The organism is Acinetobacter sp. YH12218 (assembly GCF_013417925.1).
GTDB lineage: Bacteria > Pseudomonadota > Gammaproteobacteria > Pseudomonadales > Moraxellaceae > Acinetobacter > Acinetobacter amyesii.
Genome location: NZ_VPDB01000021.1, coordinates 22425 through 49257, shown reverse-complemented (window position 1 = coordinate 49257; position 26833 = coordinate 22425). Strand labels below are relative to the sequence as shown.

General features: G+C 40.1%; 30 protein-coding genes. 21 read left to right on the top strand and 9 right to left on the bottom strand.

Annotation, left to right across the window (positions count from 1 at the left end):
- Positions 1-327: 327 nt before the first annotated feature.
- The gene (locus FTV03_RS08090) at positions 328-1104 is read right to left on the bottom strand and encodes an SDR family oxidoreductase (RefSeq protein ID WP_180005383.1); all 777 of its coding nucleotides are present in this window, start codon (positions 1102-1104) and stop codon (positions 328-330) included.
- A gap of 104 nt (positions 1105-1208) precedes the next feature.
- On the opposite strand from FTV03_RS08090, the gene mazG reads away from it, so the two are divergent.
- From mazG to yjgA, 9 genes are all read left to right on the top strand, one after another.
- On the top strand, positions 1209-2003 hold the full coding sequence (gene mazG / locus FTV03_RS08085; protein ID WP_180040924.1) for a nucleoside triphosphate pyrophosphohydrolase: 795 nt from the start codon (positions 1209-1211) through the stop codon (positions 2001-2003).
- A complete protein-coding gene (locus tag FTV03_RS08080; RefSeq protein WP_180034878.1) occupies positions 1981-2412 on the top strand; it encodes a ComEA family DNA-binding protein in 432 nt (143 codons plus the stop codon). The genes mazG and FTV03_RS08080 overlap by 23 nt, the downstream gene beginning before the upstream one ends.
- Positions 2413-2546: 134 nt before the next feature.
- Positions 2547-4016 carry a polynucleotide adenylyltransferase PcnB gene (gene pcnB / locus FTV03_RS08075; RefSeq protein WP_180040922.1) on the top strand — a complete coding sequence of 490 codons (1470 nt, stop codon included), beginning with the start codon at positions 2547-2549 and terminating at the stop codon, positions 4014-4016.
- Positions 4013-4498: a 2-amino-4-hydroxy-6-hydroxymethyldihydropteridine diphosphokinase gene (gene folK, locus FTV03_RS08070; protein WP_180040920.1), complete on the top strand. Its 486-nt coding sequence runs from the start codon at positions 4013-4015 to the stop codon at positions 4496-4498. The genes pcnB and folK overlap by 4 nt, the downstream gene beginning before the upstream one ends.
- Before the next feature lie 46 nt (positions 4499-4544).
- Positions 4545-5354 carry a 3-methyl-2-oxobutanoate hydroxymethyltransferase gene (gene panB, locus FTV03_RS08065; protein ID WP_180040918.1) on the top strand — a complete coding sequence of 270 codons (810 nt, stop codon included), beginning with the start codon at positions 4545-4547 and terminating at the stop codon, positions 5352-5354.
- A gap of 3 nt (positions 5355-5357) precedes the next feature.
- On the top strand, positions 5358-6206 hold the full coding sequence (panC, locus tag FTV03_RS08060; RefSeq protein WP_180040916.1) for a pantoate--beta-alanine ligase: 849 nt from the start codon (positions 5358-5360) through the stop codon (positions 6204-6206).
- Positions 6207-6228: 22 nt separating this feature from the next.
- Positions 6229-7080: an RNase adapter RapZ gene (gene rapZ / locus FTV03_RS08055; RefSeq protein WP_180011688.1), complete on the top strand. Its 852-nt coding sequence runs from the start codon at positions 6229-6231 to the stop codon at positions 7078-7080.
- On the top strand, positions 7077-7346 hold the full coding sequence (locus FTV03_RS08050) for an HPr family phosphocarrier protein (protein ID WP_067763492.1): 270 nt from the start codon (positions 7077-7079) through the stop codon (positions 7344-7346). Before rapZ ends, FTV03_RS08050 begins: the two co-directional genes overlap by 4 nt.
- A gap of 2 nt (positions 7347-7348) precedes the next feature.
- A complete protein-coding gene (gene yjgA / locus FTV03_RS08045) occupies positions 7349-7882 on the top strand; it encodes a ribosome biogenesis factor YjgA (protein WP_078189593.1) in 534 nt (177 codons plus the stop codon).
- A gap of 175 nt (positions 7883-8057) precedes the next feature.
- On the opposite strand, the gene FTV03_RS08040 is transcribed toward yjgA, so the two are convergent.
- Positions 8058-9698, bottom strand: coding sequence for an acyl-CoA synthetase (locus FTV03_RS08040; protein WP_180040914.1), 1641 nt, complete (start codon positions 9696-9698; stop codon positions 8058-8060).
- A 535-nt stretch (positions 9699-10233) separates the two neighbouring features.
- Here FTV03_RS08040 and FTV03_RS08035 point away from each other — a divergent pair.
- The 4 genes from FTV03_RS08035 (at position 10234) to infC (ending at position 15526) form a co-directional block, all read left to right on the top strand.
- On the top strand, positions 10234-11514 hold the full coding sequence (locus tag FTV03_RS08035) for a D-arabinono-1,4-lactone oxidase (RefSeq protein WP_180040930.1): 1281 nt from the start codon (positions 10234-10236) through the stop codon (positions 11512-11514).
- 57 nt (positions 11515-11571) lie between these two features.
- Positions 11572-12723 carry an alanine racemase gene (locus FTV03_RS08030; protein ID WP_180040912.1) on the top strand — a complete coding sequence of 384 codons (1152 nt, stop codon included), beginning with the start codon at positions 11572-11574 and terminating at the stop codon, positions 12721-12723.
- A 326-nt stretch (positions 12724-13049) separates the two neighbouring features.
- Positions 13050-14972 (top strand): threonine--tRNA ligase, encoded by a 1923-nt coding sequence (gene thrS, locus FTV03_RS08025; protein ID WP_180040910.1) that lies wholly within the window; start codon positions 13050-13052, stop codon positions 14970-14972.
- Between the two features lie 5 nt (positions 14973-14977).
- Positions 14978-15526 (top strand): translation initiation factor IF-3, encoded by a 549-nt coding sequence (infC, locus tag FTV03_RS08020; protein WP_078192643.1) that lies wholly within the window; start codon positions 14978-14980, stop codon positions 15524-15526.
- Between the two features lie 706 nt (positions 15527-16232).
- Here infC and FTV03_RS08015 read toward each other — a convergent pair.
- Complete coding sequence (locus FTV03_RS08015; protein ID WP_168378471.1) at positions 16233-16694, bottom strand: Hsp20 family protein; 462 nt, start codon at positions 16692-16694, stop codon at positions 16233-16235.
- Between the two features lie 315 nt (positions 16695-17009).
- On the opposite strand from FTV03_RS08015, the gene FTV03_RS08010 reads away from it, so the two are divergent.
- The gene (locus FTV03_RS08010; protein WP_168378472.1) at positions 17010-17627 is read left to right on the top strand and encodes a glutathione S-transferase N-terminal domain-containing protein; all 618 of its coding nucleotides are present in this window, start codon (positions 17010-17012) and stop codon (positions 17625-17627) included.
- A gap of 75 nt (positions 17628-17702) precedes the next feature.
- Here the strand turns inward: FTV03_RS08010 and FTV03_RS08005 are convergent, their stop codons facing one another.
- On the bottom strand, positions 17703-18068 hold the full coding sequence (locus FTV03_RS08005) for an energy transducer TonB (protein WP_180040908.1): 366 nt from the start codon (positions 18066-18068) through the stop codon (positions 17703-17705).
- A 181-nt stretch (positions 18069-18249) separates the two neighbouring features.
- On the opposite strand from FTV03_RS08005, the gene FTV03_RS08000 reads away from it, so the two are divergent.
- On the top strand, positions 18250-18534 hold the full coding sequence (locus FTV03_RS08000) for a hypothetical protein (protein ID WP_180040906.1): 285 nt from the start codon (positions 18250-18252) through the stop codon (positions 18532-18534).
- Between the two features lie 12 nt (positions 18535-18546).
- Positions 18547-18975: a YqaA family protein gene (locus FTV03_RS07995; RefSeq protein WP_078192638.1), complete on the top strand. Its 429-nt coding sequence runs from the start codon at positions 18547-18549 to the stop codon at positions 18973-18975.
- A 55-nt stretch (positions 18976-19030) separates the two neighbouring features.
- Here the strand turns inward: FTV03_RS07995 and FTV03_RS07990 are convergent, their stop codons facing one another.
- From FTV03_RS07990 to FTV03_RS07980, 3 genes are all read right to left on the bottom strand, one after another.
- Entirely contained in the window at positions 19031-19765 is a 735-nt protein-coding gene (locus FTV03_RS07990) for an energy transducer TonB (protein ID WP_180040904.1), read from the bottom strand.
- A 371-nt stretch (positions 19766-20136) separates the two neighbouring features.
- Positions 20137-20877: an energy transducer TonB gene (locus FTV03_RS07985; protein WP_180040902.1), complete on the bottom strand. Its 741-nt coding sequence runs from the start codon at positions 20875-20877 to the stop codon at positions 20137-20139.
- Between the two features lie 102 nt (positions 20878-20979).
- Complete coding sequence (locus tag FTV03_RS07980; RefSeq protein WP_180040928.1) at positions 20980-22242, bottom strand: MFS transporter; 1263 nt, start codon at positions 22240-22242, stop codon at positions 20980-20982.
- 223 nt (positions 22243-22465) lie between these two features.
- Here FTV03_RS07980 and rpmI point away from each other — a divergent pair, with 223 nt between their 5' ends.
- On the top strand, positions 22466-22660 hold the full coding sequence (gene rpmI, locus FTV03_RS07975; RefSeq protein WP_065994397.1) for a 50S ribosomal protein L35: 195 nt from the start codon (positions 22466-22468) through the stop codon (positions 22658-22660).
- A gap of 11 nt (positions 22661-22671) precedes the next feature.
- Positions 22672-23031, top strand: a complete 360-nt coding sequence (gene rplT, locus FTV03_RS07970) for a 50S ribosomal protein L20 (RefSeq protein ID WP_004647525.1) — start codon at positions 22672-22674, stop codon at positions 23029-23031.
- Between the two features lie 67 nt (positions 23032-23098).
- Here the strand turns inward: rplT and FTV03_RS07965 are convergent, their stop codons facing one another.
- Complete coding sequence (locus FTV03_RS07965) at positions 23099-24070, bottom strand: hypothetical protein (RefSeq protein ID WP_180040901.1); 972 nt, start codon at positions 24068-24070, stop codon at positions 23099-23101.
- 251 nt (positions 24071-24321) lie between these two features.
- Between FTV03_RS07965 and FTV03_RS07960 the strand changes: the two genes are divergently transcribed.
- The 3 genes from FTV03_RS07960 (at position 24322) to FTV03_RS07950 (ending at position 25647) form a co-directional block, all read left to right on the top strand.
- On the top strand, positions 24322-24702 hold the full coding sequence (locus FTV03_RS07960) for a hypothetical protein (protein WP_180020967.1): 381 nt from the start codon (positions 24322-24324) through the stop codon (positions 24700-24702).
- Between the two features lie 70 nt (positions 24703-24772).
- Positions 24773-25324, top strand: coding sequence for an adenylate kinase (locus FTV03_RS07955; RefSeq protein WP_180020965.1), 552 nt, complete (start codon positions 24773-24775; stop codon positions 25322-25324).
- Positions 25325-25434: 110 nt separating this feature from the next.
- Positions 25435-25647 carry a hypothetical protein gene (locus FTV03_RS07950; RefSeq protein WP_111884721.1) on the top strand — a complete coding sequence of 71 codons (213 nt, stop codon included), beginning with the start codon at positions 25435-25437 and terminating at the stop codon, positions 25645-25647.
- Positions 25648-25731: 84 nt separating this feature from the next.
- Here the strand turns inward: FTV03_RS07950 and FTV03_RS07945 are convergent, their stop codons facing one another.
- Entirely contained in the window at positions 25732-26760 is a 1029-nt protein-coding gene (locus tag FTV03_RS07945) for a hypothetical protein (RefSeq protein WP_180040899.1), read from the bottom strand.
- Positions 26761-26833: the final 73 nt, after the last annotated feature.

Here is a 26833-nt window from a genome sequence, read left to right as displayed (position 1 = left end):
CATGAGAAAGCCCATATAAATGGGTAATGTACAAGTTGCTGTAGAAGCATGTTTAATTCGTCTGATCACAGATACTTTATAAAGTATTTTAATACTTTTTTGAATCAGTCAATGCGTAAGTCCTATAGAAGTAACAGTTGCAAGAACAAGTAATTTTTTCATGAAATAATTCACTTTTATTGTTAGAGAATAAACACCCGAAAGTAATGGGCGGGTGAATATTATTCAAAAAAAGGAATTTTGTCCTGTTAAAATGTGACAATTGTGTAACTTTGTGTAATTTTCGTACAAATATGATTGCAAAATTAAATGATTAGTAACACGTTACTATTTGGGTTTTTGTGCAATCCAAATATTACTTAAGCGGTTGACAAATTGCGGGCTAAACTTCGATAAATTAAATAAAAATTTAGCTTTCATCCCCACAGGTGTATGTGTGGCCATTAAGACCGTATCCTTTTTTTGTACCAAGGTATAAATTTGCTGAGCGACATCGCTCGGTTGAAGATTGACGCCCATTTTCTTAATGCTTTGGGCATCCATGTCTTGCACCATCGCGGTTTGAACAAATAAAGGCATCACATCTAAAACGCGAATATTGTATTTTTGCCATTCAATATCTAAGCTTTCAGTGAGCCCACGTACAGCAAATTTAGATGTGGCATAGCTGGCTAAATCTGCTTGTCCATAAATAGCTGAAGCCGAAGAGAGGTTAATCACACGAGCAAAATTGCTTTGTTGTAAATAGGGGAATGCCGCATAGCAACCGTTTATCACCCCTTTGACATTGATATCAATCGTTCGGTGGTGTGCAGACAGTTCCGTATGTTCAAAGCTGCCTGAATACAGAATTCCGGCATTATTGACTAAGATATTCAGCTGACCTGCCCAAGCAACAAATTCAGCTAAAGCGCTTTGCCATTGCTCTGGTTGTGTCACATCTAAAAGCCCAGCTTTGGCATGGCTACCGAGTTCAGCAGCTAATGAGGTGACTTGAGATTGGTTAATGTCGTAGAGCCCAACTTTATAGCCTTGTTGTATGAACAGTCGTGCAATTGCTGCGCCAATCCCTTGTCCTGCACCGCTAATAAAAATACTTTGCATGTTATGCTTCCCTGAATTGAGTTGCTCATTCCCTGAGTGAATTTTGAGCATATCAAATTCTGTAAGCGAAACAATGTACTGATGAGTAAATAGCTGGAGTTCACATGGAACAATTATTAGCAGTGATGAAAGAATTACGTGAAAAATGTCCATGGGATCAAAAGCAAACCCCAGAAAGTCTGACTCGTTATGCTATAGAAGAGGCCTATGAAGTTGAAGCGGCGGTTCGTTCAGGTCAGATTGACGATGTGCGAGATGAACTGGGGGATTTGTTGCTGCAAGTGGTTTTTCAGTCGCAGATGTATAGCGAACAAGGCGCATTTGATTTTCAAGATGTGGTGCAAGCGATTACAGATAAATTAATTCGCCGTCATCCCCATGTGTTTCAGGCAGAGCAATTCTCAGCACTTAATGCGAATGATGTGGCAACACTATGGAAACAGATTAAACAACAAGAAAAAGCAGGGAAATCAGCATCAAGATTAGATGAAGTTAAACATGCACCTGCATTAAGCCAAGCAGATGAAATTCAAAAAAATGTGGCGAAAATTGGCTTTGATTTTCCAGATATTGAAGGGGCTTATGGCAAGCTTGAGGAAGAGCTGGGGGAATTAAAAGAGGCCTTAGCAGGCAAAAAATCCGACGAAATATTTGATGAATTTGGTGATTGCATATTTTCTCTTGTGAATGTTGGACGTAAGATTGGCATCTCAAGTGAGATGGCACTGTTAAGTACCATTCATAAATTTAGAAGCCGCTTTGCTTATATTGAAGCACAGGCCACATTACAACAAAAACATGTAGAAGACCTGTCTCTGACTGAAATGGATCAGTTGTGGGAACAGGCAAAACAACAATTAAAACAACAGGCTAAATATGTACCACATCCTAAAGAATAAATACTTTACGCAACTACTTGTCTTGGTTTTGGGTTTAATGGCAGATTTAACTTTTGCTCAAAGCCCTTCGGGCTACGCGGAATGGAAAGCCATGCAGCAAGCTCAAGATCAGCAATTAAAAAAGCAATCTGAGGCCTCGAAGTCCAAAGTGGCAACTGCACCGAGCAATGCCAACTATTATTTGTCACGACCCAGCACCCAACAAAATAGTCGAACAGATCAGGTACGTTTAAATACAGCCTCAGTCGATGAACTGCAGACATTGCATGGAATTGGTCAGAAAAAAGCAGAAGCAATTGTGCAATATCGCAAAAGTAATGGCTTATTTAAAAGCATTGATGATATTCAACAAGTTAAGGGAATCGGTCCTGCGCTGTTTGCTAAAAATAAAGCAAAATTGGCACTTTAAGTGAAGTGTAAAAAAAAGAATTAGGTTAAGCTCAGCTTGAGCATCGAGATAATCAAATTGCCCTTTGATTGTGTTAGAGATATCATTAGCGACATCTTAAGAATTTTACGTTCAGACGTAGGAGACAGCGTCTTTTGCAAACTTTGCGCGCGTCCAAATGTGGTTTATCAACCGCACAATTACCTTCTTCCATTTTAGATGTGATTGATGCCTTAACTAAGGCAGGCTATGAAGCTTATATCGTGGGTGGCAGTGTCCGCGACCTAATGTTGGGTCATGCACCTAAAGATTTTGATGCCGTAACTAATGCGACACCAGCTCAGGTGAAAGAGGTCTTCGGGCGACGTTGCCGAATTATTGGTCGTCGTTTTGAGCTGGCGCATGTCTACTCAGGACGTGAACTGATCGAAGTTGCGACCTTCCGTGCGCCGCCTAAAAAAGCCGTGACTTCTGCTGCGGGCATGATTTTACGTGATAATAATTGGGGTACGATTGAGCAAGACTTTGCACGCCGTGACTTCTCGATCAATGCGATGTATTACCAACCACGCAAAGGCGAAGTGTTAGATTTTTGTCATGCAGTAGATGACATAAAACATAAAACGTTGCGTTTATTGGGTGATCCACAACTCCGTTTTGAAGAAGATCCTGTGCGGATGCTTCGGACTTTACGTTTTGCAGCCAAATTAAACTTTAATATTGATCAAAAAATTCTGGATGTCTTTACTCCAGAACTTACTCAATTGCTGCGTGATGTGTCTCCACATCGTTTATACGATGAGTCACAAAAGCTTTTTACCATGGGGCATCTCAATCGCGTCTTACCGATGCTGATCGATTTTGGTATTTGGTATCAATTATTTGCAGATATCAAACCGGTTGTAACGCCATTTATTGAGTTGGCTGCAAAAAATACCGATCAACGTATTTCGATTGGGAAAACCATTAACCCTGCATTTTTCTATGCCGTGTTATTGTGGATTCCGTTCCAAGAACGTTGTACGTTCTATCTAAACAAAGGTGTAGTTCCTGCTGAAGCACGTGCTCAAGCTGGTTTAGATGTATTGAAACGTCAGGCTACACGAACCATTATTCCACGCTTTGCCGAAACATTTATTCGTGAAGTTTGGGAAATGCAAACCCGTTTGCTGAATCCAAAACCACAGCAAATTGAAGCACTATCAGGTCATGCGCGTTTCCGTGCAGGCTTTGACTTCTTGCTTCTGCGTGAAAAATCGGGCGATACAAGCACGCAAGGTATGGGCCAGTGGTGGGATGCTTATCAGCAGATGAGCACTGACGAAAAAGAACGAGCAATTAGCCAATACAATCGTCAGCGTGCCAAGAGTCGTCGTAAAGCGGCGCATGAAGATGTGGAAGCCAAAACTTCTACTCATCAGCAAGTTGAAATTGAACCGCTGGTGAATGAACCAGAAAGCAGAAGTCGCCGTCAACGTAAGCCTAAATCACATGCCAATAGTCTAGAGACAGTGTCAATCGTTGCAGCGTCAGCCAGTGGTGAAATCGGTGCAGATCATCCGATTTTAAAACGTAAACGTGTGAAACGAGATTTGACTCAGGTTATTTTTGGGCCAACACAATGACGCTGACATATATTGGTTTAGGCAGTAATTTAGGTGATTCTCTACAGATCCTTAGTGAAGCGGTGCATAAACTTGCAACACTCGGAAAAGTGAAAGTCTCAAAACTGTATCAAAGCCCGCCAATGGGGCCACAAGATCAGCCGAATTATTTAAATGCAGCGGTTGCATTAGAAACGGATCTAGCGCCTTTGGCCTTGTTGGATGAATTGCAACGCTTTGAACAAGAGTCGGGGCGTGTACGCCTACGTCATTGGGGGGAGCGTACACTGGATTTAGATTTACTGATTTATGGTGAACAGCACATTCAAAATGAACGTTTGACGGTGCCTCATGTTGGTGTTTTAGAACGTGATTTTGTGTTGAAACCTTTGTTGGATTTAGATGAGAATCTACAGATTAAAGGACAAACATTAAAAGATTTACCTATTTTGAATAATCCAAATTTAACTGTATTGGATGCAGGAAACTGGGCCCATCTTTAATTTTTGTATGACCACTTGAGAAAGCCGTCATCTGAGGAATATTGAAATGATTAGTCTAAGTGACTTGAAAAAATTTAAAGCGGAAGGCCGCAAATTCTCCTGCCTGACTTGCTATGATGCGAGCATGGCAAAAGCAATGGAAGTTGCTGAAGTCGATAGTATTCTGATTGGTGATTCATTGGGGATGACCATTCAAGGGAATGACTCAACTTTGCCTGTCACTGTTGAAGATATGGTATATCACACTGCTGCAGTGCGTCGTGGCAATAAACATGCGTTTATTTTGACTGATTTGCCATTTATGACCTATGCCACTTTGAATGACGCTTTAGTGAACTCAAAGATCGTGATGCAAGCAGGCGCGCAGATGGTCAAATTGGAAGGTGGCGCATGGTTGTCAGAAACAGTTGAAGTATTGACCCGTAATGGTATTCCAGTGTGTGTGCATTTAGGGTTAACTCCGCAATCGGTTCATGTGTTTGGCGGTTATAAAGTGCAAGCACGTACACGCGAAACCGCGGATCAACTCATTGCAGATTGTAAAGCTGTGGTTGATGCAGGTGCAGCAATTTTACTTTTGGAATGTGTTCCTGCCCAAGTGGGTAAAGAAATTAGTGAATTATTCCCAAATACACCTGTGATTGGGATCGGTGCCGGTGCAGAAACGGATGCTCAAGTCTTGGTTCAACAAGATATGTTGGGACTGACGTTTAGTCACGTGGCGAAATTTGTTCGCAACTTTATGAAAGAGCAAGCAGGGGAAACGGCAATTGTGGATGCGTTTAAGGCGTATCATGCTGCCGTATTACATGGTAGCTTCCCTGCCAAAGAACATACATTCCAAATTGAGCTGTAAGACATGAAAACTGAAACAACGATTCAAGGTTTAAGTGCATCGCTAAATCCAGCACGTGCTGCGCGCAAAATCATTGGTTTTGTACCAACGATGGGGAACTTGCATGAAGGTCACCTTAATTTAGTTCGTGAAGCACGTAAACTGTGTGATGTCGTGGTGGTGAGTATTTTCGTTAACCCAATTCAGTTTGGTCCAAATGAAGACTTTGACAACTATCCACGTACTTTGGAACAAGATCAGCACTTATTGGCTGAAGTGGGTTGTGACATCGTGTTTGCGCCGACTGTTGAACAAATGTATGGCAACAAACCGCGCTTAACTAATATTAGCGTGGGCGGCATTACCAATGATTTGTGTGGCGAACAGCGTCCGGGTCATTTTGACGGTGTTGCTGTTGTTGTGACAAAACTCTTTAATATTGTTCAACCGAATTTTGCATTCTTTGGGCAAAAAGATTACCAGCAACTTGCAGTGATTCGTCAGTTTGTACGTGACTTAAATATTCCACTAGAAGTGATTGGTGTGCCGATTACTCGTGCCGAAGATGGTTTAGCATTGAGCTCACGTAATGGTTATTTAAGTGCGGAAAATCGTGCGATTGCACCAACGATTTACCAAAGCTTGAAAACGGCTGAGGCAGAATTACATGCTGGAACTCAACTGGCAGATGTGTTAGCGAATATTAAAGCAATATTGACAGCAGCGGGTTTTGTTGTGGACTATGTTGAAGCACGTACACCTGAATTACAGAAAATTGAAGAATTTGATCAAGACGTGGTGTTGTTTATTGCGGCTAAATTAGGCGCAACACGTCTTATTGATAATATGCAGGTTAAATATACTGCAGTTTAAAACGGCTATGGGGTAGCAAGCGATGAAGCGCATTTTAATTGTTACAGGACAATCTGGATCTGGAAAGTCATCTGCATTACAGATACTTGAGGATTTGGGCTATTACTGTATCGATAATTTGCCATTGGCCTTACTCCCCGAAATTGTTGAAAAACTCGATTCAGAAAATAATCTTGAACAATTGGCACTGGGTGTGGATGTCCGCAGTACACGTGCAGATTTACAAGAGTTCGATTTGGTTTTTCAACAGCTACAACGCCATGGCTCAGTCGATATTATTTATTTGACCACGCGTGATCAGGAATTGATTGCGCGATTCAGTTCATCTCGACGTCCCCATCCGTTGGCAAGTCGTTTCAAAAGTTTAAATGAGTGCATACAGGAAGAAAAATCTTTACTGTTGCCGATTCAATTACGCTCGACAGTACATATTGATACTACAGATAAGAGTGTACATGATTTAAAACATACCTTGCTGTCTAAACTTGGACAGGCAGATAATTTAATTTTGATCTTACAGTCTTTTGGCTATAAGCATGGTATTCCACTCGATGCAGATTATGTTTTTGACGTCCGTCATTTGCCCAATCCGCACTGGGATATGGAATTACGTAAGTATTCAGGATTAGATGAGCCAGTTCGTCAATTTTTACAGCAAAGTGAACAAACCAATGAAATGTTCCAAGATATTTATCATTTCTTGGATAAATGGCTGCCGGCATTTGCCGAAGGGCATCGTCATTACATGACGGTGTCGATCGGTTGTACAGGTGGGCAACACCGTTCGGTATATATCGTAGATAGACTAAAAAAAGCACTTGAGGCAAAATGGTCTATTCAGGTTCTACATAGAGAAATGAAGCACTGGTCATGATCGACACAACTGTTGACGTAATTAATAAACTGGGTTTACATGCGCGTGCATCTGGCAAGCTAATCGAAGTCACGACCAAATTTCGCTCGTCGATTCAAATTGGTAAGGGTGGAAAATTAGTAGATGCCAAAAATATTATGTCTTTGCTGATGCTTGGCGCAGGCAAGGGCACAACTTTACGCTTAGTGATTGAAGGTGCAGATGAAGAAAAAGCTTTGTCTGAAATTCAAGCACTGTTTGCAGCAAAATTTTACGAGGCAGATTAAACGTGGCACGTCGACCGAACCGCTATACCGAAGAAGACTTTGAATCCTTAGAAGGACGTGCAAGTAAAACTGAGCAAAAGAAAGCTGTACAACGTATGGCTGCTTTGGGCGAGGAACTTGCAAAACTGAATCCTAAACAGATTAAAAATCTTCCTGTTGAAGAGCGTCTGATCGAAGCACTACTAGATGCACAAACAATTACTTCACATGAAGCACGACGCCGTCAGTTTCAACGTGTAGGTAAATTGCTGCGTAATGAAGATGAAACCATGATTTTATCTTATTTAACCCCACAGCAAGGTGCGAAAAAAACAGCGCAGCTTCAACGCTGGACTGAACGTATGATTGCCCAAGGTGATCCAGTCATTAAAGAGTTCATGAAAGCACATAATGCTGCTGAACATCATCCTATTCGTCAGCATATTTTGCGTATTCAACGTGATATAGCCAAAAATGTAAGCGAAGAAGAACTGACTGCATCGAAGTTGAAATTGTTTAACTACATTCAACAAGTGGCTTTATTATCTGATAACTAATGCATTATTAGATAGCCAAGTGCTTAGATAGCTCAATGATCAGATAATTCAACATGATCTGATCATTAAAGCAAAGCGTGAAGATGTAGACTTTACATTAAAAAGCGACCTGATCAGGTCGCTTTTTTTTTGCTTGAATGGTGAAAAATTCAAGCTTGGCTTTTGAGTTTTAATATTAACCAAATTCACCAACAGCGCGCTCTTTAGCCCATTCACGTAAAACAAACTTTTGAAGTTTACCTGTCGAGGTTTTTGGAATTTCGGTAATCACCACATCTTTTGGCACTTTGAAACGTGCAAGATGTTGTTTACAGAATTCGATCAGTTCTTCAGGTGTTGCCTCTTTGCCTGTTTTCAATTCAATGAAGGCACAAGGCACTTCTTGCCAACGAGGGTCAGGCTTTGCAACCACTGCAGCGGTCAGTACAGCAGGGTGTTGATACAGAATTTCTTCCACTTCGAGCGATGAAATGTTCTCACCCCCTGAAATGATTACATCTTTAGAGCGGTCAGTAATTTTGGCATAACCGTCGGGTTGGCAGACCGCTAAGTCACCTGTATGGAACCAGCCACCGGCAAAGGCTTCAGCCGTTGCTTCTGGGTTTTTCAAATAACCTTTCATTACGATGTTGCCACGGAACATGATTTCACCCATGGTCTGGCCATCATGCGGAACAGGTAACATGGTTTCAGGATCAATGACTTTCATACCATCTTGAAGCGGGTATGGCACACCTTGGCGAGAATGCAACTGTGCTTGTTCTTGAATGGAAAGATCAGACCAACCTGCTTGCGATGCGCAAAGTGCCGATGGACCATATGTTTCAGTCAAACCATAGACATGTGTGACATTAATACCAATATTACGCATCCCTTCAATAATCGCTGCAGGTGGCGCTGCACCAGCAACCATCACTTCAACGCGATGGTCAAATTGCACTTTTTTCTCTTCAGGCGTATTGATCAACATTGAAAGTACGATTGGCGCACCGCAGAAATAATCTACTTTGTGTTCTGCAATCAATTTGAAAATCAGTTCAGGGTCAATTTTACGTAGACAAATATTGGTTCCGCCATTGGCTGCCATTGTCCAAGCAAAGCACCAGCCATTACAGTGGAATAGAGGAAGCGTCCACAGATACGTTGCACGTGGCGTCATGCCGCAAGCAATGATGTTACTCGCTGCATTGATATATGCGCCGCGGTGATGATACACCACGCCTTTTGGATTCCCTGTGGTACCCGAGGTATAGCTTAAACTAATCGCATCCCATTCATCTTGAGGTAAGTGCCATTCAAAGTTCGCATCGCCTTGCGCCAACCAGTCTTCAAATTCGATTTGTCCAATCGGTTGTGCTGTGCCTTCAAACTCTGCATCTGCAACATCAATGACATAAATCTCTTGATCGATCAAAGCTAAAGCTTCTGTGGCTACTTGAGTGAATTCAGGATCAACCAACAGGACTTTGGTTTCTGCATGTTCCAGCATGAAGGCAATAGTTTTCGCATCAAGGCGTGTATTTAGCGTATTCAGTACCGCACCCGCCATTGGTACGGCAAAGTGTGCTTCAACCATAGCAGGAACGTTTGGTAATAACACAGACACGGTGTCGTTTTTGCCAATGCCTAATTGTTGCAACTGATGCGCAAATTGACGACAGCGGTTATACGTTTGGCGCCATGAAATATGACGATTGCCGTGGATAATGGCATCCTGATCAGGATAAATATAGGCTGCACGCTCTAAATAACGTAGAGGCGAAAGTGCCACAAAATTTGCCGGGGTCCGTGGCAATTCATCGTATGCGCTAACCATCGTGGTACTCCAAGTCCATGTATATTTGTTTTAAATCTGACTTAACAATAATTCAGTCCGTAGCTTCTCTGCATTTATGCTTTAGTCGAGTATTTACACTAAATTTTTAAGTGATTGAAAATGAATAAAATAAAAACAATAAAGTGACGAAAATGAACCCTGTGGTTCTCAAAATTGATTTTTTAGCATAAATAATTTAGCTGAAAAATATACAAGTGTTGTTGGTTTTTTATGCTGATTTTACCGATGTTTTCATGCGTGATCCTTTTTATTGATCTGGTTTGAATGATGCTTGTCGAATAATATAGAGCACTTTGAACAGTCTGTATGTGCATATAAACGAATGGTTTTTTCTTTAATCAATCGTGGCTTATTTACTGTTTTATAACAATAAACTTAAATTTGAGTAGATGCTGAACTTCGTATAATCTAAGTAAAAAATCAAGATGGCTTGTGCATCAACATTGCAAAAGCGGAAATCAAAAATAAAACAATACGGCTGAATACAATAAAAAGTATGGCGATAAGGATGAATATGACAATTCAACACGACATTGCATGGGAAAATTGGTCAGGTGCTCAGAAGTCGATCCCGAAGTCATTTATACAACCGAAAAATCTTGAGCAGTTAATGGAGGTGGTTCAATCCCAACCTAAGATTCGTATGGTTGGCGCAGGGCACTCTTTTAGCCCTTTGGCAAAAACTACAGATACCTTAGTAAGTTTAGATCATCTCAAAGGTATTCTAGATATCGATGCTGAACGCTGCCAAAGTACCGTCCAAGCTGGCACACGATTATTTGATTTGGGCGAGAAGCTCGCGTCTTTTGATCAGGCACTGATCAATCAAGGAGATATTGATCGTCAAAGTTTGGCTGGAGCTATCGCAACAGGGACACATGGCACAGGACTCGAATTGCCGTGTTTATCGGCACTGGTTAAGGGGTTTGAGTTATTAACCGCGCAGGGCGAGTTACTACAATGCAGTGCTGAACAGAACAGCGAAATTTTCCAAGCAGGGCGTGTTTCACTCGGGAGTTTAGGCGTGCTGACGCATGTACAGCTGCAAAATCGACCGATGTATAAACTCAAAGAACAGACGCGATTATGTCCACTGAACGATGTCATGCAGAATATGCAGCAATGGCAATATGAACATCGACATATTGAGTTCTGGGCATTTAGTCATGCCGATCAGGTTATTTTAAAAACCTTAGATGAGACGGAAGATAACCTTCAACCTCGAAAAGAACAGTGCTTAGATGACGACGTATTACTCAAACTTTGTGCAGAATTGACGCGAATTTTTCCACCACTGAATCCATGGCTACAAAAATTATTAGGTGTTTTTGTCAAACCTTCGATCAACGTAGACTGGTCAAGTCGAATTTTTCCTTCTGCTCGAAGTACCAAATTTAATGAGATGGAATACCAGATTCCGCTGCAACACGGGATGAATTGTTTAGAAGAAATTTTGCATACCCTTCGACGACATAAGGTTCCGATGTTTTTCCCGCTAGAATATCGACTTGTACGTGGGGATGATATTTGGCTCAGTCCGTTTTATCAGCAAGATTCGGCCTCAATTTCGGTGCATCAGTTCTATAAGCAAGATTATCAAGTCATCTTTAAGCTCGTGGAGCCGATTTTTTTAAAATATGGCGGGCGTCCGCATTGGGGGAAATTGCATAGCCTAAATGCGCGGCAGCTTCAAAATGTGTACCCCAAGTGGCAAGATTTTTTGAATATTCGACAAGAATTAGATCCTCAGCAAAAGTGGCTCAGTCCAGAGCTACAGCAATTACTGATTGAATAAGCGTCGTGGAAGGTTAAACACTGAAGACCAATTGAACGATATGAAAAAGGGGATGGCATGGATGCATATTTTCAACAGTTGAATACGCTGTTAAAGCAAAACGGGACGGGGATGCCCCAGTTAATCGTGGATGTTGATGCATTAAATCACAACTTGGTGATCACTCAGCAGCAAATACCACATAGTCTGCATCCGCGCTTGGTAGTGAAATCCTTGGCGTGCATGGCATTGCTTCAACACTGTGCTACACAGCTCAAGACACAGCGTTTCATGCTATTTCATTTTGCACATCTGAAAACACTTTTCGAGTCGATGCCACAAGCCGATGTGTTGTTTGGAAAACCGATGCCAATTCAGGCCTTGAAGCATGCAGACAAGGCAGTTTTGCAGGCCACGCAATCGCAAGTGCAATGGCTGATTGATAGTGAACAGCGTTTAGCCCAATACCTCAAATTTGCTGAGCAGCATCAACTGTGTCTACGCATCAATATTGAAATCGATGTGGGTTTACACCGCGGTGGTCTGAAAACGATCGATGAGCTAAAGGCTGTTTTGGATGTAATCGTTCAACATCCCCAACATTTAAAATTTTCAGGATTAATGGGCTATGACGCACATGTGGCGAAGATTCCACGGCTGATCCAATCTGCTGAACAGACTTATCAACAGTCCCAGAAAAGTTATCAACAATTCAAAGCTTATGTACAACAGCGCTATCCAACTTTATGTGATGAACACACCTGTTGGAATGGTGGTGGTAGTCCTAGTTTTAGTTTTCATTATCAGCAGAGCGTCTGTAACGAAGTCTCGTTTGGCTCGATGTTATTAAAACCCGCAGATTTTGAACTGAAAAATTTACAAGCTTTCCAAAGTGCCTTGTGGCTCGCCACACCAGTGTTAAAAGTGTTGCCGCGGACTGAATTACCACAGTTAGAATGGCTCAGTCGTTGGGCAAAATCTCAGGCTGTGTTTATTTATGGAGGCTATTGGCGAGGGGACTATGTTTATCCTCAAGGCAGTCAGCCCCATGCATTATATGGTCGAAGTAGTAATCAGGAACTTGTGCAAATTCCGCAGACAAGTAGCATAGACATAGATGATTATATTTTTTTACGCCCTGCGCAAAGTGAAATGATCATCCCTCAATTTGCACAGCTTTGGTTGTATCAATCAGATCAATTGATCGCCTTAGAGACATTCAGAGAATAAAAAAGCGTCCTTACGTTCTTTGGTTCAATTGTTTCGCAATTTTTTTTTACGTGCGTAACATCAGTTATAAATGAGAACGTGATTATTATGTTGACAGCATAAAGCGCATTTCAGTTGAAATCTGCTTGAATTATCAGGAGTCTTGTAAAAGGCGGTAGAAAAATCAACTTCCATGGGATTAGAGGTTTATTAAAGTTGGCAGGGCGTGTAAAATTTAGGTCGAATTTTATTTATCCACCGTTTTTATCTTTTGAGGGTCTCCCTCGATCATAATCTCGCGGTGACATGCTCCATTGTACGGGGCATCACTCCTTAAGGATTTTTATATGCCAATTATCACTTTGCCAAATGGCGATCAAAAACAATTTGATCATGCCGTGTCTGTGATGGAAGTTGCTCAAAGCATCGGTCCTGGTCTAGCAAAAAATACAGTTGCGGGTCGTGTAAACGATCGTTTAGTTGATGCGTCTGATTTAATTACAGAAGATGCTAGCCTACAAATTATCACGCCTAAAGATGAAGATGGTATTCACATCATTCGTCACTCTTGTGCGCACTTGGTGGGTCATGCAGTTAAGCAATTGTTCCCAGAAGCAAAGATGGTCATTGGTCCTGTCATTGAAGAAGGTTTCTACTATGACATCTGGATGCCACGTCCCTTTACTTTAGACGACATGGCAGCAATCGAAGAGCGCATGAAAAAGCTCATCGATCAAGATTACGATGTCATCAAAAAAATGACACCACGTGACGAAGTGATTGCAGAATTCACCAAACGTGGCGAAGACTACAAATTACGCTTGATTGAAGACATGCCTAACGAGACACAAATGGGCTTGTACTATCATCAAGACTACTTGGATATGTGTCGTGGTCCGCACGTTCCAAATACTAAATTCCTAAAATCGTTCAAACTGACTAAAATCTCTGGTGCTTACTGGCGCGGTGATGCGAAAAACGAACAGCTGCAACGTATTTACGGTACAGCTTGGGCTGACAAAAAACAGTTAGCTGCGTATATCAAACGTATTGAAGAAGCTGAAAAACGCGATCACCGTAAAATTGGTAAAGCGTTAGACTTGTTCCATATGCAAGAAGAAGCACCAGGTATGGTGTTCTGGCATCCGAACGGCTGGACGATTTACCAAGTGCTTGAACAATACATGCGTAAAGTTCAACAAGCTAATGGTTACCAAGAAATTCGTACACCGCAAGTGGTTGATTTCACGCTTTGGGAAAAATCAGGGCACGCAGCTAACTATGCTGAAAACATGTTTACGACTCACTCAGAGAACCGTAATTATGCAGTAAAACCAATGAACTGCCCATGTCACGTGCAAGTGTTCAACCAAGGTTTAAAATCTTACCGTGACCTGCCAATCCGTTTAGCTGAGTTTGGTTCATGTCACCGTAACGAACCATCGGGTTCATTACACGGCATTATGCGTGTACGTGGCTTTACACAAGATGATGCGCATATCTTCTGTACCAAAGAACAAATCGGTACTGAAGTTGCAGACTTCATTAAATTGACTTTAGATGTTTATAAAGACTTTGGCTTTGAAGAAGTACAAATGAAGTTGTCGACACGTCCAGAAAAACGTGTAGGTGATGACAAACTTTGGGACATGGCAGAAAAATCTTTAGCAGATGCTTTAGATGCTGCAGGCCTAGAGTGGGAACTTCAACCGGGTGAAGGTGCATTCTACGGTCCGAAAATTGAATTCTCATTGAAAGACTGCTTAGGTCGTGTATGGCAGTGCGGTACAATTCAATGTGACTTTAACTTACCAGAACGTCTTGACGCATCTTATGTGACTGAAGATAACGACCGTGATCAGCCTGTAATGTTGCACCGTGCAATTCTTGGCAGTTTCGAGCGTTTTATTGGTATACTTATTGAACACTATGCTGGTTTCATGCCACCTTGGTTGTCTCCAATTCAAGCATGTGTGATGAACATTACCGATTCACAAGCTGAAGCATGTGAGTCAGTCGTCGCTAAACTTAAAGAAAGCGGTATCCGCGCGATTTCAGACTTGAGAAATGAGAAAATCGGCTTTAAGATTCGTGAACGTACTTTAGAGCGTATTCCTTACTTATTGGTTCTTGGAGACCGTGAAGTTGAGGAAGGTACTGTAAACGTCCGTACTCGCTCTGGAAAAAATTTGGGTACTATGTCAATTGATGCATTCGTTGACCTAGTAAAAGCAGCCGTAGCCGAACGCGGCCGGTACATTGTGGAGTAAAAGCGATTAAACAGCCTGACCGTAATCAACAGGGCGGAAAATCAAACCGTCCTGCCTTGAATGATGAAATTCGTGCAAAAGAAGTCCGTCTAGTAGACGAAAATGGCGAGCAAAAAGGGATTGTATCTCTTGCTGACGCTTTGCGTGCTGCAGAAGCAGTAGATCTTGACCTTGTTGAGATTGTTGCTAATGCTGAGCCACCAGTCTGCAAAATCATGGATTTTAACAAGCATTTGTTTGATCTAAAACAAAAGCAAAAAGAAGCGAAGAAAAAACAACATCAAGTACAGGTGAAAGAAATCAAGCTACGCCCTGGTACTGATGTTGGTGACTACAACGTTAAACTACGTGCCATTATCAAGTTCCTTGAAGAAGGCAATAAGGTAAAAATCACGCTTCGTTTCCGTGGTCGTGAAATGGCACACCAACAGTTAGGTTTGGCTCAATTGCAAAAAATTGAAGCTGACGTGGTTGACTATGGTGTTGTTGAACAAACACCAAAAATGGAAGGCCGTCAAATGGGTATGCTGCTTGGTCCTAAAAAGAAAAAGTAAGTATCCATTAAAAAAGCACTGCATTTGCAGTGCTTTTTTTTGCCTATATTTTGGTTTTTTAATCTCAATGATGTTCAAGGGCACCAATAATTTTTGCTGCGTATTGATTGGAAAATAGAGCAAAATTCATGAATGCGAACTTATGTCTGAGGGTATTAAGTAAGTTTCTTTAAGAAAGACAAATTTGATTATATTTTAATTGATATTCAATCGTTGTTTCGATTCAGACGTTTTGAAATGCTTTAATTTAGTTTTAATGTAGGTATAAAGTGAGCAAAGCTTTTTATTGAGCTAACTATGTGAGATCTATTTACATAAAACAGGCTGTGAAATAGGAATTTTCAGTACCCTCCAATAGAGTTTCATCTTGGTAATATTAGGTCGTATATTCCATGTCATAAAAGCAATCAGAACAAAGTACATTTCATATAAATAGATAGTAATACAGAGTAGGATTATTTTTTGCAAGATACGCCAAAAATGAAAAAGAGTGGATGAACAGCTTGTAAGCCAGACCCACCAAAGATTCATTAAAAACACCTATAGGGAGTATTTAGTTTGGAATAGAAAATCAGAACATAAAATTTGCAATCGAGACACTATATTCTTGAGATGGCATGATTTTTTATTCTTGTTTGTCATGTTTTGAATCTAACTAATTTTCTTAATATAAAAAAGACCCCGAAGGGTCTTTTTAGATGAGGGCTTATTCAGCGCTATTTTCTTGGACAGGACTTTCTATCAATGCCTTTTTGCCAATTGGAATTTGGCGTGGTAGTTTTTCTTCAGGAATAATACGCTGTAAGTCCACTGTCAATAAACCATTTTCATATAGGGCTTGTTGCACTTCTATATGTTCATCTAAGCGTAAAGACAGTTTAAATGTACGACGAGCAATGCCTTTATGCAGGAATTCCACAGTTGTATCTTGCGCTTCAGTTGGTTTACCTGAAATGCTTAGCACTTGATTTTCTAAGTTTAGCGAAAGTTCATCTTCTGTAAAACCTGCGGTTGCCACCACAATGCGATAGCTATTTTCAGCCGTTTTTTCAATATTGTATGGCGGGTAATTTGGTGTGTCGCTTTGCATGGCATAATCAAATAAATCGTTGAAACGATCAAAACCAATGCTACGACGGAAAAGTGGGTTAAGATTTAAACTACTCATAATTAGAACTCTCTTTAATAAGCAAAGTTGTAACAATAAGAAATGTTCAGTGATGCTAGGCATCCACTGTTCACTAACAAGATCGTTTGATCCTTGTACATGTATCAATATCGGTCTGTGCTGATTTTTTTCAAGGGATTTTTATAAAAAAATTATATTTTTTGAATTTTTGTACCTTAAGTGATTTTAAAAGCAAAGTGATAATTCACATTTTAACGTTACTTTTCAGAAAAACTGACAAGCTTTCACTGGGTTAAACATGTTATACATAAAGCAAAATGAGATTGCCTTACTGAAAATTAAAAAGGAATATAGATGATTGATCTCTACTATTGGGGTACACCCAATGGACATAAAATTACCATCGCTTTAGAAGAAATGGGTTTGGAATACCAAATTTTTCCGATTAATATCTTGGAAAATGATCAATTTCAGCCAGACTTTTTGAGAATTTCTCCGAACAATAAAATCCCTGCAATCGTGGATCAGAATGGCCCACGAGGAGAGTCAATTTCAGTTTTTGAGTCTGGTGCGATTCTGCAATATCTTGGACGTAAAACAGGTTTGTTTTATCCAGAAGATGAGTTTGAGCGCGTTGAAGTTGAACAATGGTTGATGTGGCAAATGGGTGGTTTTGGGCCCATGTTAGGACAAAATCATCATTTTAGTCGTTTTGCACCTGAACGTATTCCGTATGCAACTGAACGTTATGTAAATGAATCTAAACGCTTATATAAAGTTTTGAACCATCAGTTGATTGGTCAAAAATTTGTGGCTGGAGAGTATTCGATTGCAGATATGGCTATTCTGCCTTGGGCACTGCGTCATGAATGGCAGCAAATTCAGCTGGAAGATTATCCATACGTGAAAGACTATATCGATCGACTGACGGCCCGTCCAGCGGTACAAAAAGCCTTAGCAATACACGTTTAAAAAAAGAGCATGGAAACATGCTCTTTTTTTACGAAATAAATAGAAGCTTTTTCCACCAAGGTCTTTGGTTTTCTTTCAGGGTCTTGAGTGAGAAGGGCTGTAAGGCAACAAAGGGGAGGCTACACCATTTTCGATATAAGGTTTGAACTTGGCACGTAAAAGTGACTGCTCAACCCGCTTATCAATGTGTGTAAGTCCAGAGCTTTTGATTAATTCAGCTTTTTGAACTTCGCCGGTGGCTAAAACATACAATTTAAAACTAAGGTCACGATTTTGATTGCCCAGATCGTCATTGTTGAAGTTAAAGAAAGGTCGCTTTTGCCAAATCATTTGATCTTGTGTAATCACGTGTTGTTTGGCAACTTCAGAAGGACTTTGTGCATATAAAGCGGTCAAAATTTGTAATAACACGATAAAACTTAAGCAAAGAATTTTTTTCATAAAGTGAGTTAAAATTATTCAATATTTGCGTGGCAGATTAGAAGTCTCATGTATAAAAGTAAAGTGCGGAAAGACTCCCCTTAAGATTTTAGATAGGACAGAAGAAAATTCTAACGCTGTGTTAGAATGCGGCGCTGCCGAAAAGAACGCGTTGTTGACGGCTTAGTTGGACGATTTTGCGATGAAAGACTTTTTCTTAAATTTTACCCGTATTGTTGAAAATAACCCAAGAATCTATTGGAGTATTATTTTCGGTATTGCAGGCTGCTTAGTGCTATTTGTCGCTGAAATTGTGCATGTTCAAAATATTCTTGCAGATTTACATACCAAAGATCAAAACTTCATGCGGGCTGCAATTGAACCGATTTCTTCACAATATAAATGGTCGAGAATCGTTGTAATTGTTGCAGCAGTGCTTTGGTCAAATTTTGAATATTTGAAGTCGAAGAAAAAATTAGGTCTTTAAGCATTCGTTTCGATGTGGTCATTTTTAGTTTTATTCTTCGCGGCATTTGGGGCTGCGACCTTACTTCCTTTACAGTCCGAAGCCGTATTGCTCGGCTTGTTGAGCTATGGTCAACATAATCCATGGCTGCTGATTGTGGTGGCCAGTATTGGTAATATTCTCGGTTCTTGTGTGAATTGGTGGCTCGGTTTAAAAGTAGAACATTATAAAAATAAAACATGGTTTCCCGTGTCAGAGCTGAAAATGCAGCAGGCACAGGGTATTTATCACAAATATGGTTATTGGTCTTTGCTACTGAGTTGGCTGCCGATGATTGGAGACCCTATTACTTTAATTGCGGGTTTAATGAAAGAAAACTTCTGGCGCTTTGTGTTCATGGTGACCGTAGCGAAAACCGGGCGTTATCTCTGTATTTATCTTATATTTTTAGGTTTCTTCTGAGATAAAACAGGGCATTGAAACATTCAATCCCTGCTTGAAATGTTGAATCTATTACTTATTTACAGCCATTTACTTGAAACTGAATTTCATCTTTAAAGTTCGACTTTTTGTAGATCCAAAGGGTGCTCGCAGTACGTTTAACCGAGATCTGACTATTTCTTAGTGCTTCAACGACTTTCTGATCGAGTGCATAAATGCCAGAGCCTTGCTTGATCTTGACCTTTTTCACTTGTCCGTGTTTGTCCACTTTAAAGTTAAATTTGACTTTACGATCGTGCTGTTTCAACTCATGACTAGTGAGATCTAATTTTGGTTGAGATACATATTGGAATGGCGTTTTCTTATTTGCACTTTGTGCATTCCAAACTTTTGAATCAAAGTTGAAATCACATTCAGGCGTATTGCCTTTAACTCTCAAATTAAACGCTTGATAGCCAATAATGGCTTTGGATTCACCATTTTCTAAATGTGGCTTGACTTTAGCTTTTTTGACAGCAGAAATTAAGATTCGGTCGAGTTGATCGACCCCTGTACTTTCTTCAATACTTGCATCGGTAATGGTGCCTTTTGCATTTGCTGTAACACGAATAATGGCCGCGCGGTCACGTTGCTTGAGGTCTTCATTGGCATATAATGGTTTTGGGAAAACCGACCAATTTAAACGCGTGGTTAAATGCGCAGGAGCAACTTCAATATTCTGTGCCGGAAGTTGATGGGTTTTGGTTGAAGCACTAAACGCTGTAGAAAATGGAGCGCAGGCCAAAAGGGTTAAGCACAGATATTGTTTCATAAGTCTATTCTTGCATCACGTCGTAGAGTGATATTGAGTCGATATTGCTGCGCAGTATTTCCTGTATTGAAAATACTGGCAAGGTGTAAATGAAAAATATTCTCTTATTTTTTCGACTGGTGAGTAATGTCCACGCCAAATAAATCACGTGTTTTCGCCCAACTGATTGCTACTACAGCCATTGTCATACAGCCACCACATAGGAAGATTGGTCTTTGCCGATGAGCTGGATGCTCATGATTCGCGATCCCATGAGGTTTATAGCAGGCATAGTAAATGAAAAAAATGGCGACTTTTATTCATGGTCACTCTAGCAAATGCAGGTAGATATATTTTTATCAAGCTACATTTTATAGGCTAATTTTAATGATTTAATTATTTTCACAATCACTGCTATCGAGACGAATTTGATCTGTAGCTGTCATTTTAAAAAATGGAAACCATGATTTTTTAGATTGAACTGCTGTATGGGAAATGATTTGTTTGATTTGTTCATCGATATATTGATTACCAGAACTTTCTATCAGTGTAATGTCTGGAGTGGTTGCTGTATTTTTTTTCATTGTGAATGTTATGGAGATAGACGGACTAGTTTTAGTGAACAGACTTCGATCTAAATAGATAGATTGCAAAGTTCGTTGATATTTAAATGCGGTTTTTGCGCCTTTGTCTTGAGCTTCATAAACATTTGAATGAAGTTCTATTTTGCATTGAGGTGAAATACGACTTGGGGAATCAGTATTTTCTTCAATAGTTTCTAGTTTAATAGGTAGGTCAGCAACAAATGAAGTGGCTTGACCATGCTCTATATAAGGCTTAAATCTTGCATATCTTAAGGATACGCTGATTTTTCGATCCAAAGAATCTAAGCCTGTACTTTTGAGAGTTTCGACTTGAGTCACTTTACCAGTCTCATTTACATATAAACGTACAAGAAATTCACGAGACTTACCTTTTAGATCATTTGCATTAAAGTCAATTCTTGGTGTTCTAAGCCAACTAACATCACTAGATTTTAATTTAACTTCTTTGGGCATGGTGTTTAGGTTAGTATCAGCATAGGAATAGCCACATAAAATACTGCTCAGTAAAATCAATGTTTTAATTTTCATAAAATAAATCTTAAATTATTAAAATAAAGGAGAAAAATAGAGTGTAAATCATCCATAAAAAAAGGGCAAAATGAATATTTGCCCTTAATATGATCGGTAAATTTATTTTTTTAAATTTTCATTACTTTGGGTGATATCTACTTTAAATAAATCATGTGTTTTTGCCCAACTGATCGCAACTACAGCCATGGTCATACAGCCACCAAACAGTGTCGCCATGATCGTGCCCATATATTTTGCAGCCAATCCAGATTCAAATGCACCAAGTTCATTACTACTGGAGACAAACATGCCATTCACCGCAGCAACACGACCCCGCATATTTTCCGGCGGGTAGAGCTGTAAAATGGTCTGACGAACCACCACTGACACGCTGTCACATGCCCCGGTCATTGCTAGTGCAAAGAGTGATAACCAAAGATGGCTTGAAAATGCGAATATAATGGTAAATACACCAAAACCTGCTACAGCCAATAACATATTACGCCATGCATGATGAGTTGGAGGGAATTTGGTCAATGCAATCATGGTGATCAGGGCGCCAATCGACGGCGCTGCACGTAAATAGCCTAAACCTTCAGGCCCGACTTTTAAAATATCTTCAGCGAAAATAGGCAGCAGGGCAATCACACCACCAAATAGGACAGAAACCAAATCGAGTGAAATTGCCCACAACACAATTTTAGTTTTCCAAATAAAGCGGAAGCCTTCACTTAAACTATCTTTTAAATTGTCAGATTCAATTTTAGGGAAACTGCGTTTACTGAGCAGATTAATGAGGACGAAGCAGACCGTTAGTAGTGCTGCAACACTGAGCAAACTGGTTTCACGGCCTAAAAATGCCAACATAAAACCGCCAAGCATTGGCCCAATAATCACCCCACTTTGCCAACCAATCGTTGTCCATGTTGCACCATTGGCATAGAGCTCCCGCGGGATTAAAAAAGGTTTAAGCGACGTTGCCGAGGGATTATAGAAACCACGGATCGTTCCAAGCCCAAAAATGACCGCATAAATACCCCAAGACAGTTGGGTGACATCAATTTGGCCGAGACCGTATTGGTGAAATAACCCCCAAAGAATCAGTGGCATCGGTACAGAAAAAAACAGACAAATTTTCATAATGGTCTGTTTATTGAAACGATCTGCAAAGTATCCTCCCCACAAAGAGAGAGCAATAAAAGGAATTGCTTCGGCTAAACCAATTAAGCCCAGTGTTAGCGGGTCTTTAGTGATTTGATACAGTGAGTAAGCAACAATAATTTCTTGAATCAAAATGGCTAAGGTCAGACAAAATTGATTAAGCGTAACAATCGAGAAATCCCGATAACGTAGGGCTGCAAAAGCATCCTGTGCAGGTTTCATAATGGACATTAATAGTTGGCGTGCCGACATTATATAAGCCTTATTGGGCATCGCTTATAAAATCATCGGAAAATCTATATCAGAAAATTAATTAAGTTCGATATTCGGTAGAAAGATTCGCTTTTGTTTTGAGCAAAGATGCTTTAGAATACTCGCTCCCTTACCTGCAGGGCGTCTTTGCAATGGTGCAGACGTGCCGAACAGGTGTTCAAAAGAGGTTCTTATGCCTAAGATGAAAACTCGCCGTGGTGCAGCTAAACGCTTCAAGCCAACTGCAAACGGTTTTAAACGTCACCAAGCGTTCAAACGACACATTTTGACCAAAAAATCTGCTAAGCGTATCCGTCAATTACGCGGCTGTGTAATGGTTCACGTAAGTGACGTTGCTTCAGTTCGCCGTATGTGCCCATACATCTAAGGAGATTATAAATGGCTCGTGTTAAACGTGGTGTACAGGCTCATCGCCGTCATAAAAAAATTCTTGCTCGTGCTAAAGGTTACTACGGCGCTCGTTCACGCGTATATCGCGTAGCGTTCCAAGCAGTAATCAAAGCAGGTCAATATGCTTACCGTGACCGTCGTCAAAAGAAACGTCAATTCCGTGCTCTATGGATTGCGCGTATCAATGCCGGTGCTCGTCAAAATGGTTTGTCGTACAGCCGTATGATCGCTGGCTTGAAAAAAGCTCAAGTGATTATCGACCGTCGCGTACTTGCTGACATCGCTATGCATGACGCAGTTGCGTTTGCTGCTTTAGCTTCTAAAGCTAAAGATGCATTAGCTGCATAAGTCTTTATGACTTAAAAAGGGACCGCTTTTAGCGGTCTTTTTTTATGGACGAATTTGATTAGACATCTTATTTTTTCGACCATATGGCTAAAAACACAATGATGCCAATTGTGATTGCGGCAAATTTTATAAACTCAAATTGTTTAAAAAGTAAATAAAAGCCATAAAGTAAAGCGAATAGCATGGCAAAAATTAAAACTAAAGAAAAAAATGCAACCCATGGTTTTTCAGGCTCTTTATCTGTTGAAGTGTTGGTGGCGGAAAGAGCTTGATCGGATGTTGCGTTGAAATAATTAACTTTGGGGTATTTTTTCTGTAGTTGTTTGAGTAAAGCTTTCTCTTCATCATTGACTAAATTTTCGCGGTTGAAATGATTGGCTGTATAGCACGTGACATCTACATGGTGTTCTGACAGTTTGTACTCATAATCCAATAGTTGTGCATATTCTTCGGTTGTAAATAAATGGATCGGTGAGCTTTCGTTTTTTACATGTTTTAAATTTTGGATAGCAGCTTCGATTGAATTGAGCATTTCAAGCAGACTTAATCCAACTTGAGGTGAAGCTTGAGGATTCTCCAAAAGAGGGAGTGAGTCATCCAGAAGGCCATAATAATACAAATTATGGATTAGTTTAAATTGAGGCTGAATGTGGGTAGAAAACGGATGTTCAAATAAATCCAGTTGAATGCTATTTACTAAACTGCTCCAACTCGATTTTTTATCAAAGCAAAAGCAATCGTTCCGCTGTTGTTGATTGAGCTCAATTAATGTAAACAGTCCGAATGCGTCATGAAATTGTGTGGAACTTGCACCCCAAAACTCCCGAGGATCACCAATAGGGCTGATATCTAAAATTTTCGTTTCAGATTGGATTTGAACCAGTGCAAAGGCTTGATTTAAATTGTTGTGGAAAACAGCAAGAGGGTAGTTGGTTTTTACAAAGTCAAAATGAGGATGTTGATTAAGTTTTGCATGCTCAAAAAGAAGATCAAATGGATAAAGTGAGCATGTTCTAATCCGCTTTTCAGCCATATACATAATCAAATGATCAACTGAGTCATGTAGTAATGCATTGGTTTTAAAATCGCGAATTAAGAAAATGTCGCAAGCTTGGCCGCACCATGGGTGCAAAATCTCGTCATAGTAAATTTTCTGGTTAAAAAAGCGTTGAGCGTTATATTGCAAACCAAGAATAAATTGCTCGTAATGATCTAGCATAATGAATCATTTTTTTATTTTTCAATTGTAAGTTATCTTAGCTTGAATTTGATTCAAAAGGTAACGGCCTGGTGCGCAAACAGTATCACTTCCGCCAAGTAGGTGATGATACGTATATTTGGGATGTACATCGTTTAGTAAAACTCAGTCAAAATTTTAAGATTCAGCAAATCCCTGTAAATGACATTCAAGAGTTAAATGAAGCATATTGGTTTCCAAAATCTGTACCGACCACACAGCAAATTATTGAACATCTGCAATTGGTAAATGATGCAGACTTAAGTTATCCCATTATTTTATGTGCCAGTGGTCGAGTGATGGATGGGATGCATCGAGTCGCGAAAGCCTGCATTTCTAATCAGTCAGATATATTAGCCGTTCAATTTGAACAAACCCCAAAGCCTGATTTTATCAATATCGATGCAGATCTTTTGGATTATCGTAAAGAATAAAAGTTAACCTACAGATCCAATGCTGTTATCTTGGAGTAGATTCACCAGACTCAAGTAGATCATCATGACAATGAAAAGAATAAACGTAGTCGGTACATCAGCCACTGGAAAATCAACCTTTTCCAGAGCTTTGGCGGAAAAATTAAGGTTACATTATATTGAACTGGATAACCTATTTTGGCTGGATGATTGGCAGGAGTGTCCTGACGAAATCTTTTTTGCACGTATCGAAGCTGAAATTGCCAAAGCAAAAAATGGTTATGTTATTGATGGCAACTATACTCGGGCGATTCCGGTGAAATGGTCGGAAATAGATACGGTGATATGGTTAGACCTTCCGTTTCCAGTCAATTTATACCGCTCTGTAAAGCGCGCATTTTCTCGGGCTAAGTCCAAACAAGATCTTTGGCCAGATTCAAATAATCAGGAAAGTTTATGGCGGATGTTTGGTCGAGATTCCATTGTCTGGTGGATGATTAAGACCCATAAAAAGAATCGTGAAAAATATCTACAGATGATGAATGCACCTGAATATCAACATATTCAATGGATTCGTTTAAAGTCTGCAAATGCAGTTGATGCATTTTTAGAACAATTGGACTCTTATGTTTTTGATGTTTAAGTTTTGATGTTTTATCAATAAAAAGTGCAGTTAAGTTACAGAAATAATCTTTATACCGCGCTTTGCGACATGCCTAATGTATGGATAGAAAAGAACAAAAGGAAAATAAAATGTTGGCTGAAATAGTTGGTATGGGTCAAGGTAGCATTACTGTAGAGCTCGAAATGATTCCCCGCAAAGGTGAGGCAGTCAAAATCATGTATGGTGCAGACGCAGAGCTTGAGGGGGAAGTAGTCTCTGTCAGTCATTATATTAATCAACATGCCGATCAGCATCGCGTTCGATTAGAAATTCGTCCGTTTAATTATTTAACGACCTCATAATTTTGAGGTCTTTCATACATAAGCATGTTCATAAAAAAGCCCTTCCATGAGAAGGGCTTTTTAGTGTTGATCACATTTATACAGTTAAAGTCCGAAGTAATAAGCCAATAAGCAAATCACTACCGTAATAATAATTAAGGTAATCACTCCACCTGCACCGGGTTTATGGGTTGGATTTGGCGTGTGTGCATGCTGAGGATTTGATTTTCTTTGCTCAGTTTTAAATCCATCCAGAGGAGAGCTTTCGACCACAGGAGTTAAACGTGCAGTTTTATAGTGATTGGCGACTTTTACAATAAATTTAGCCGTTAAATCTTCAGTTTTTTGAGCAAAATGGCGTAAATTTAACTGTTCTTCAGGTGTATAGATGCTGCCATCTGCATGATAGGGATGCTGAATTTTAGACTGTATATGGCGGTTTAATGCATCTAAGCGATGTAAGCTGTCATGTGCGAAATCTGCTTGTGCATCCGTTGGCAAGAGTGCGAGTTTTGCGGATTCATTTGATTCGCTGCTTAGATCGGGCTGCGTACCATAATAAGGTGTGCCTAACACCTCCGGCTCAATAAAACCTTCCGCAGGTTTTTGTAAAAATAATTCTGCTTCAGTGAAGTTATGAATATCATCCCATTTTGGTAACTGCATATCCGCTTCAATGCGTTTAATGAGTTTATGGTTCAGCTCATAGCGCCAAAAAGTTTCGCGACGTATTTGTAGTTGTTGGGATACAGGTGCTTCATAGTCATTTTCTGCGTTATACCACTCGGCAAGTTCTTTACCAAAAATCCATGCCTGCTTTTTATTTTGTTCGTGGCTCACAATAAAATGGGCAAAGGGAAGAAGTTCAACGTTAGCATTCGGATTTTGTTCATCATTTAGCAAGCTAGAGCTATGTAAGCTTAAGCGTTGTACCCCGTGTTTTTTTAAGCCTTCTAGCCAAATTTGGAAATGTTGAGCCAATAAATGCTGTGATAGCAAATCACGAAAATGGAAACTGTGCTGATCAAAAATGTGGTGATTCAACCAACGTTGAAAACTCAAACCTTGGTTGAGAAATTCATTGCCATAAGTGACGAGTGTGAGCTGTTGTTTCCAGATTGGATCGAGTGCCATAAAGATTGGATCCCATTGATATTGTGTTTATCTTATACTTTTTTTAAAACTTGATGCTAATGCAATTTTAACT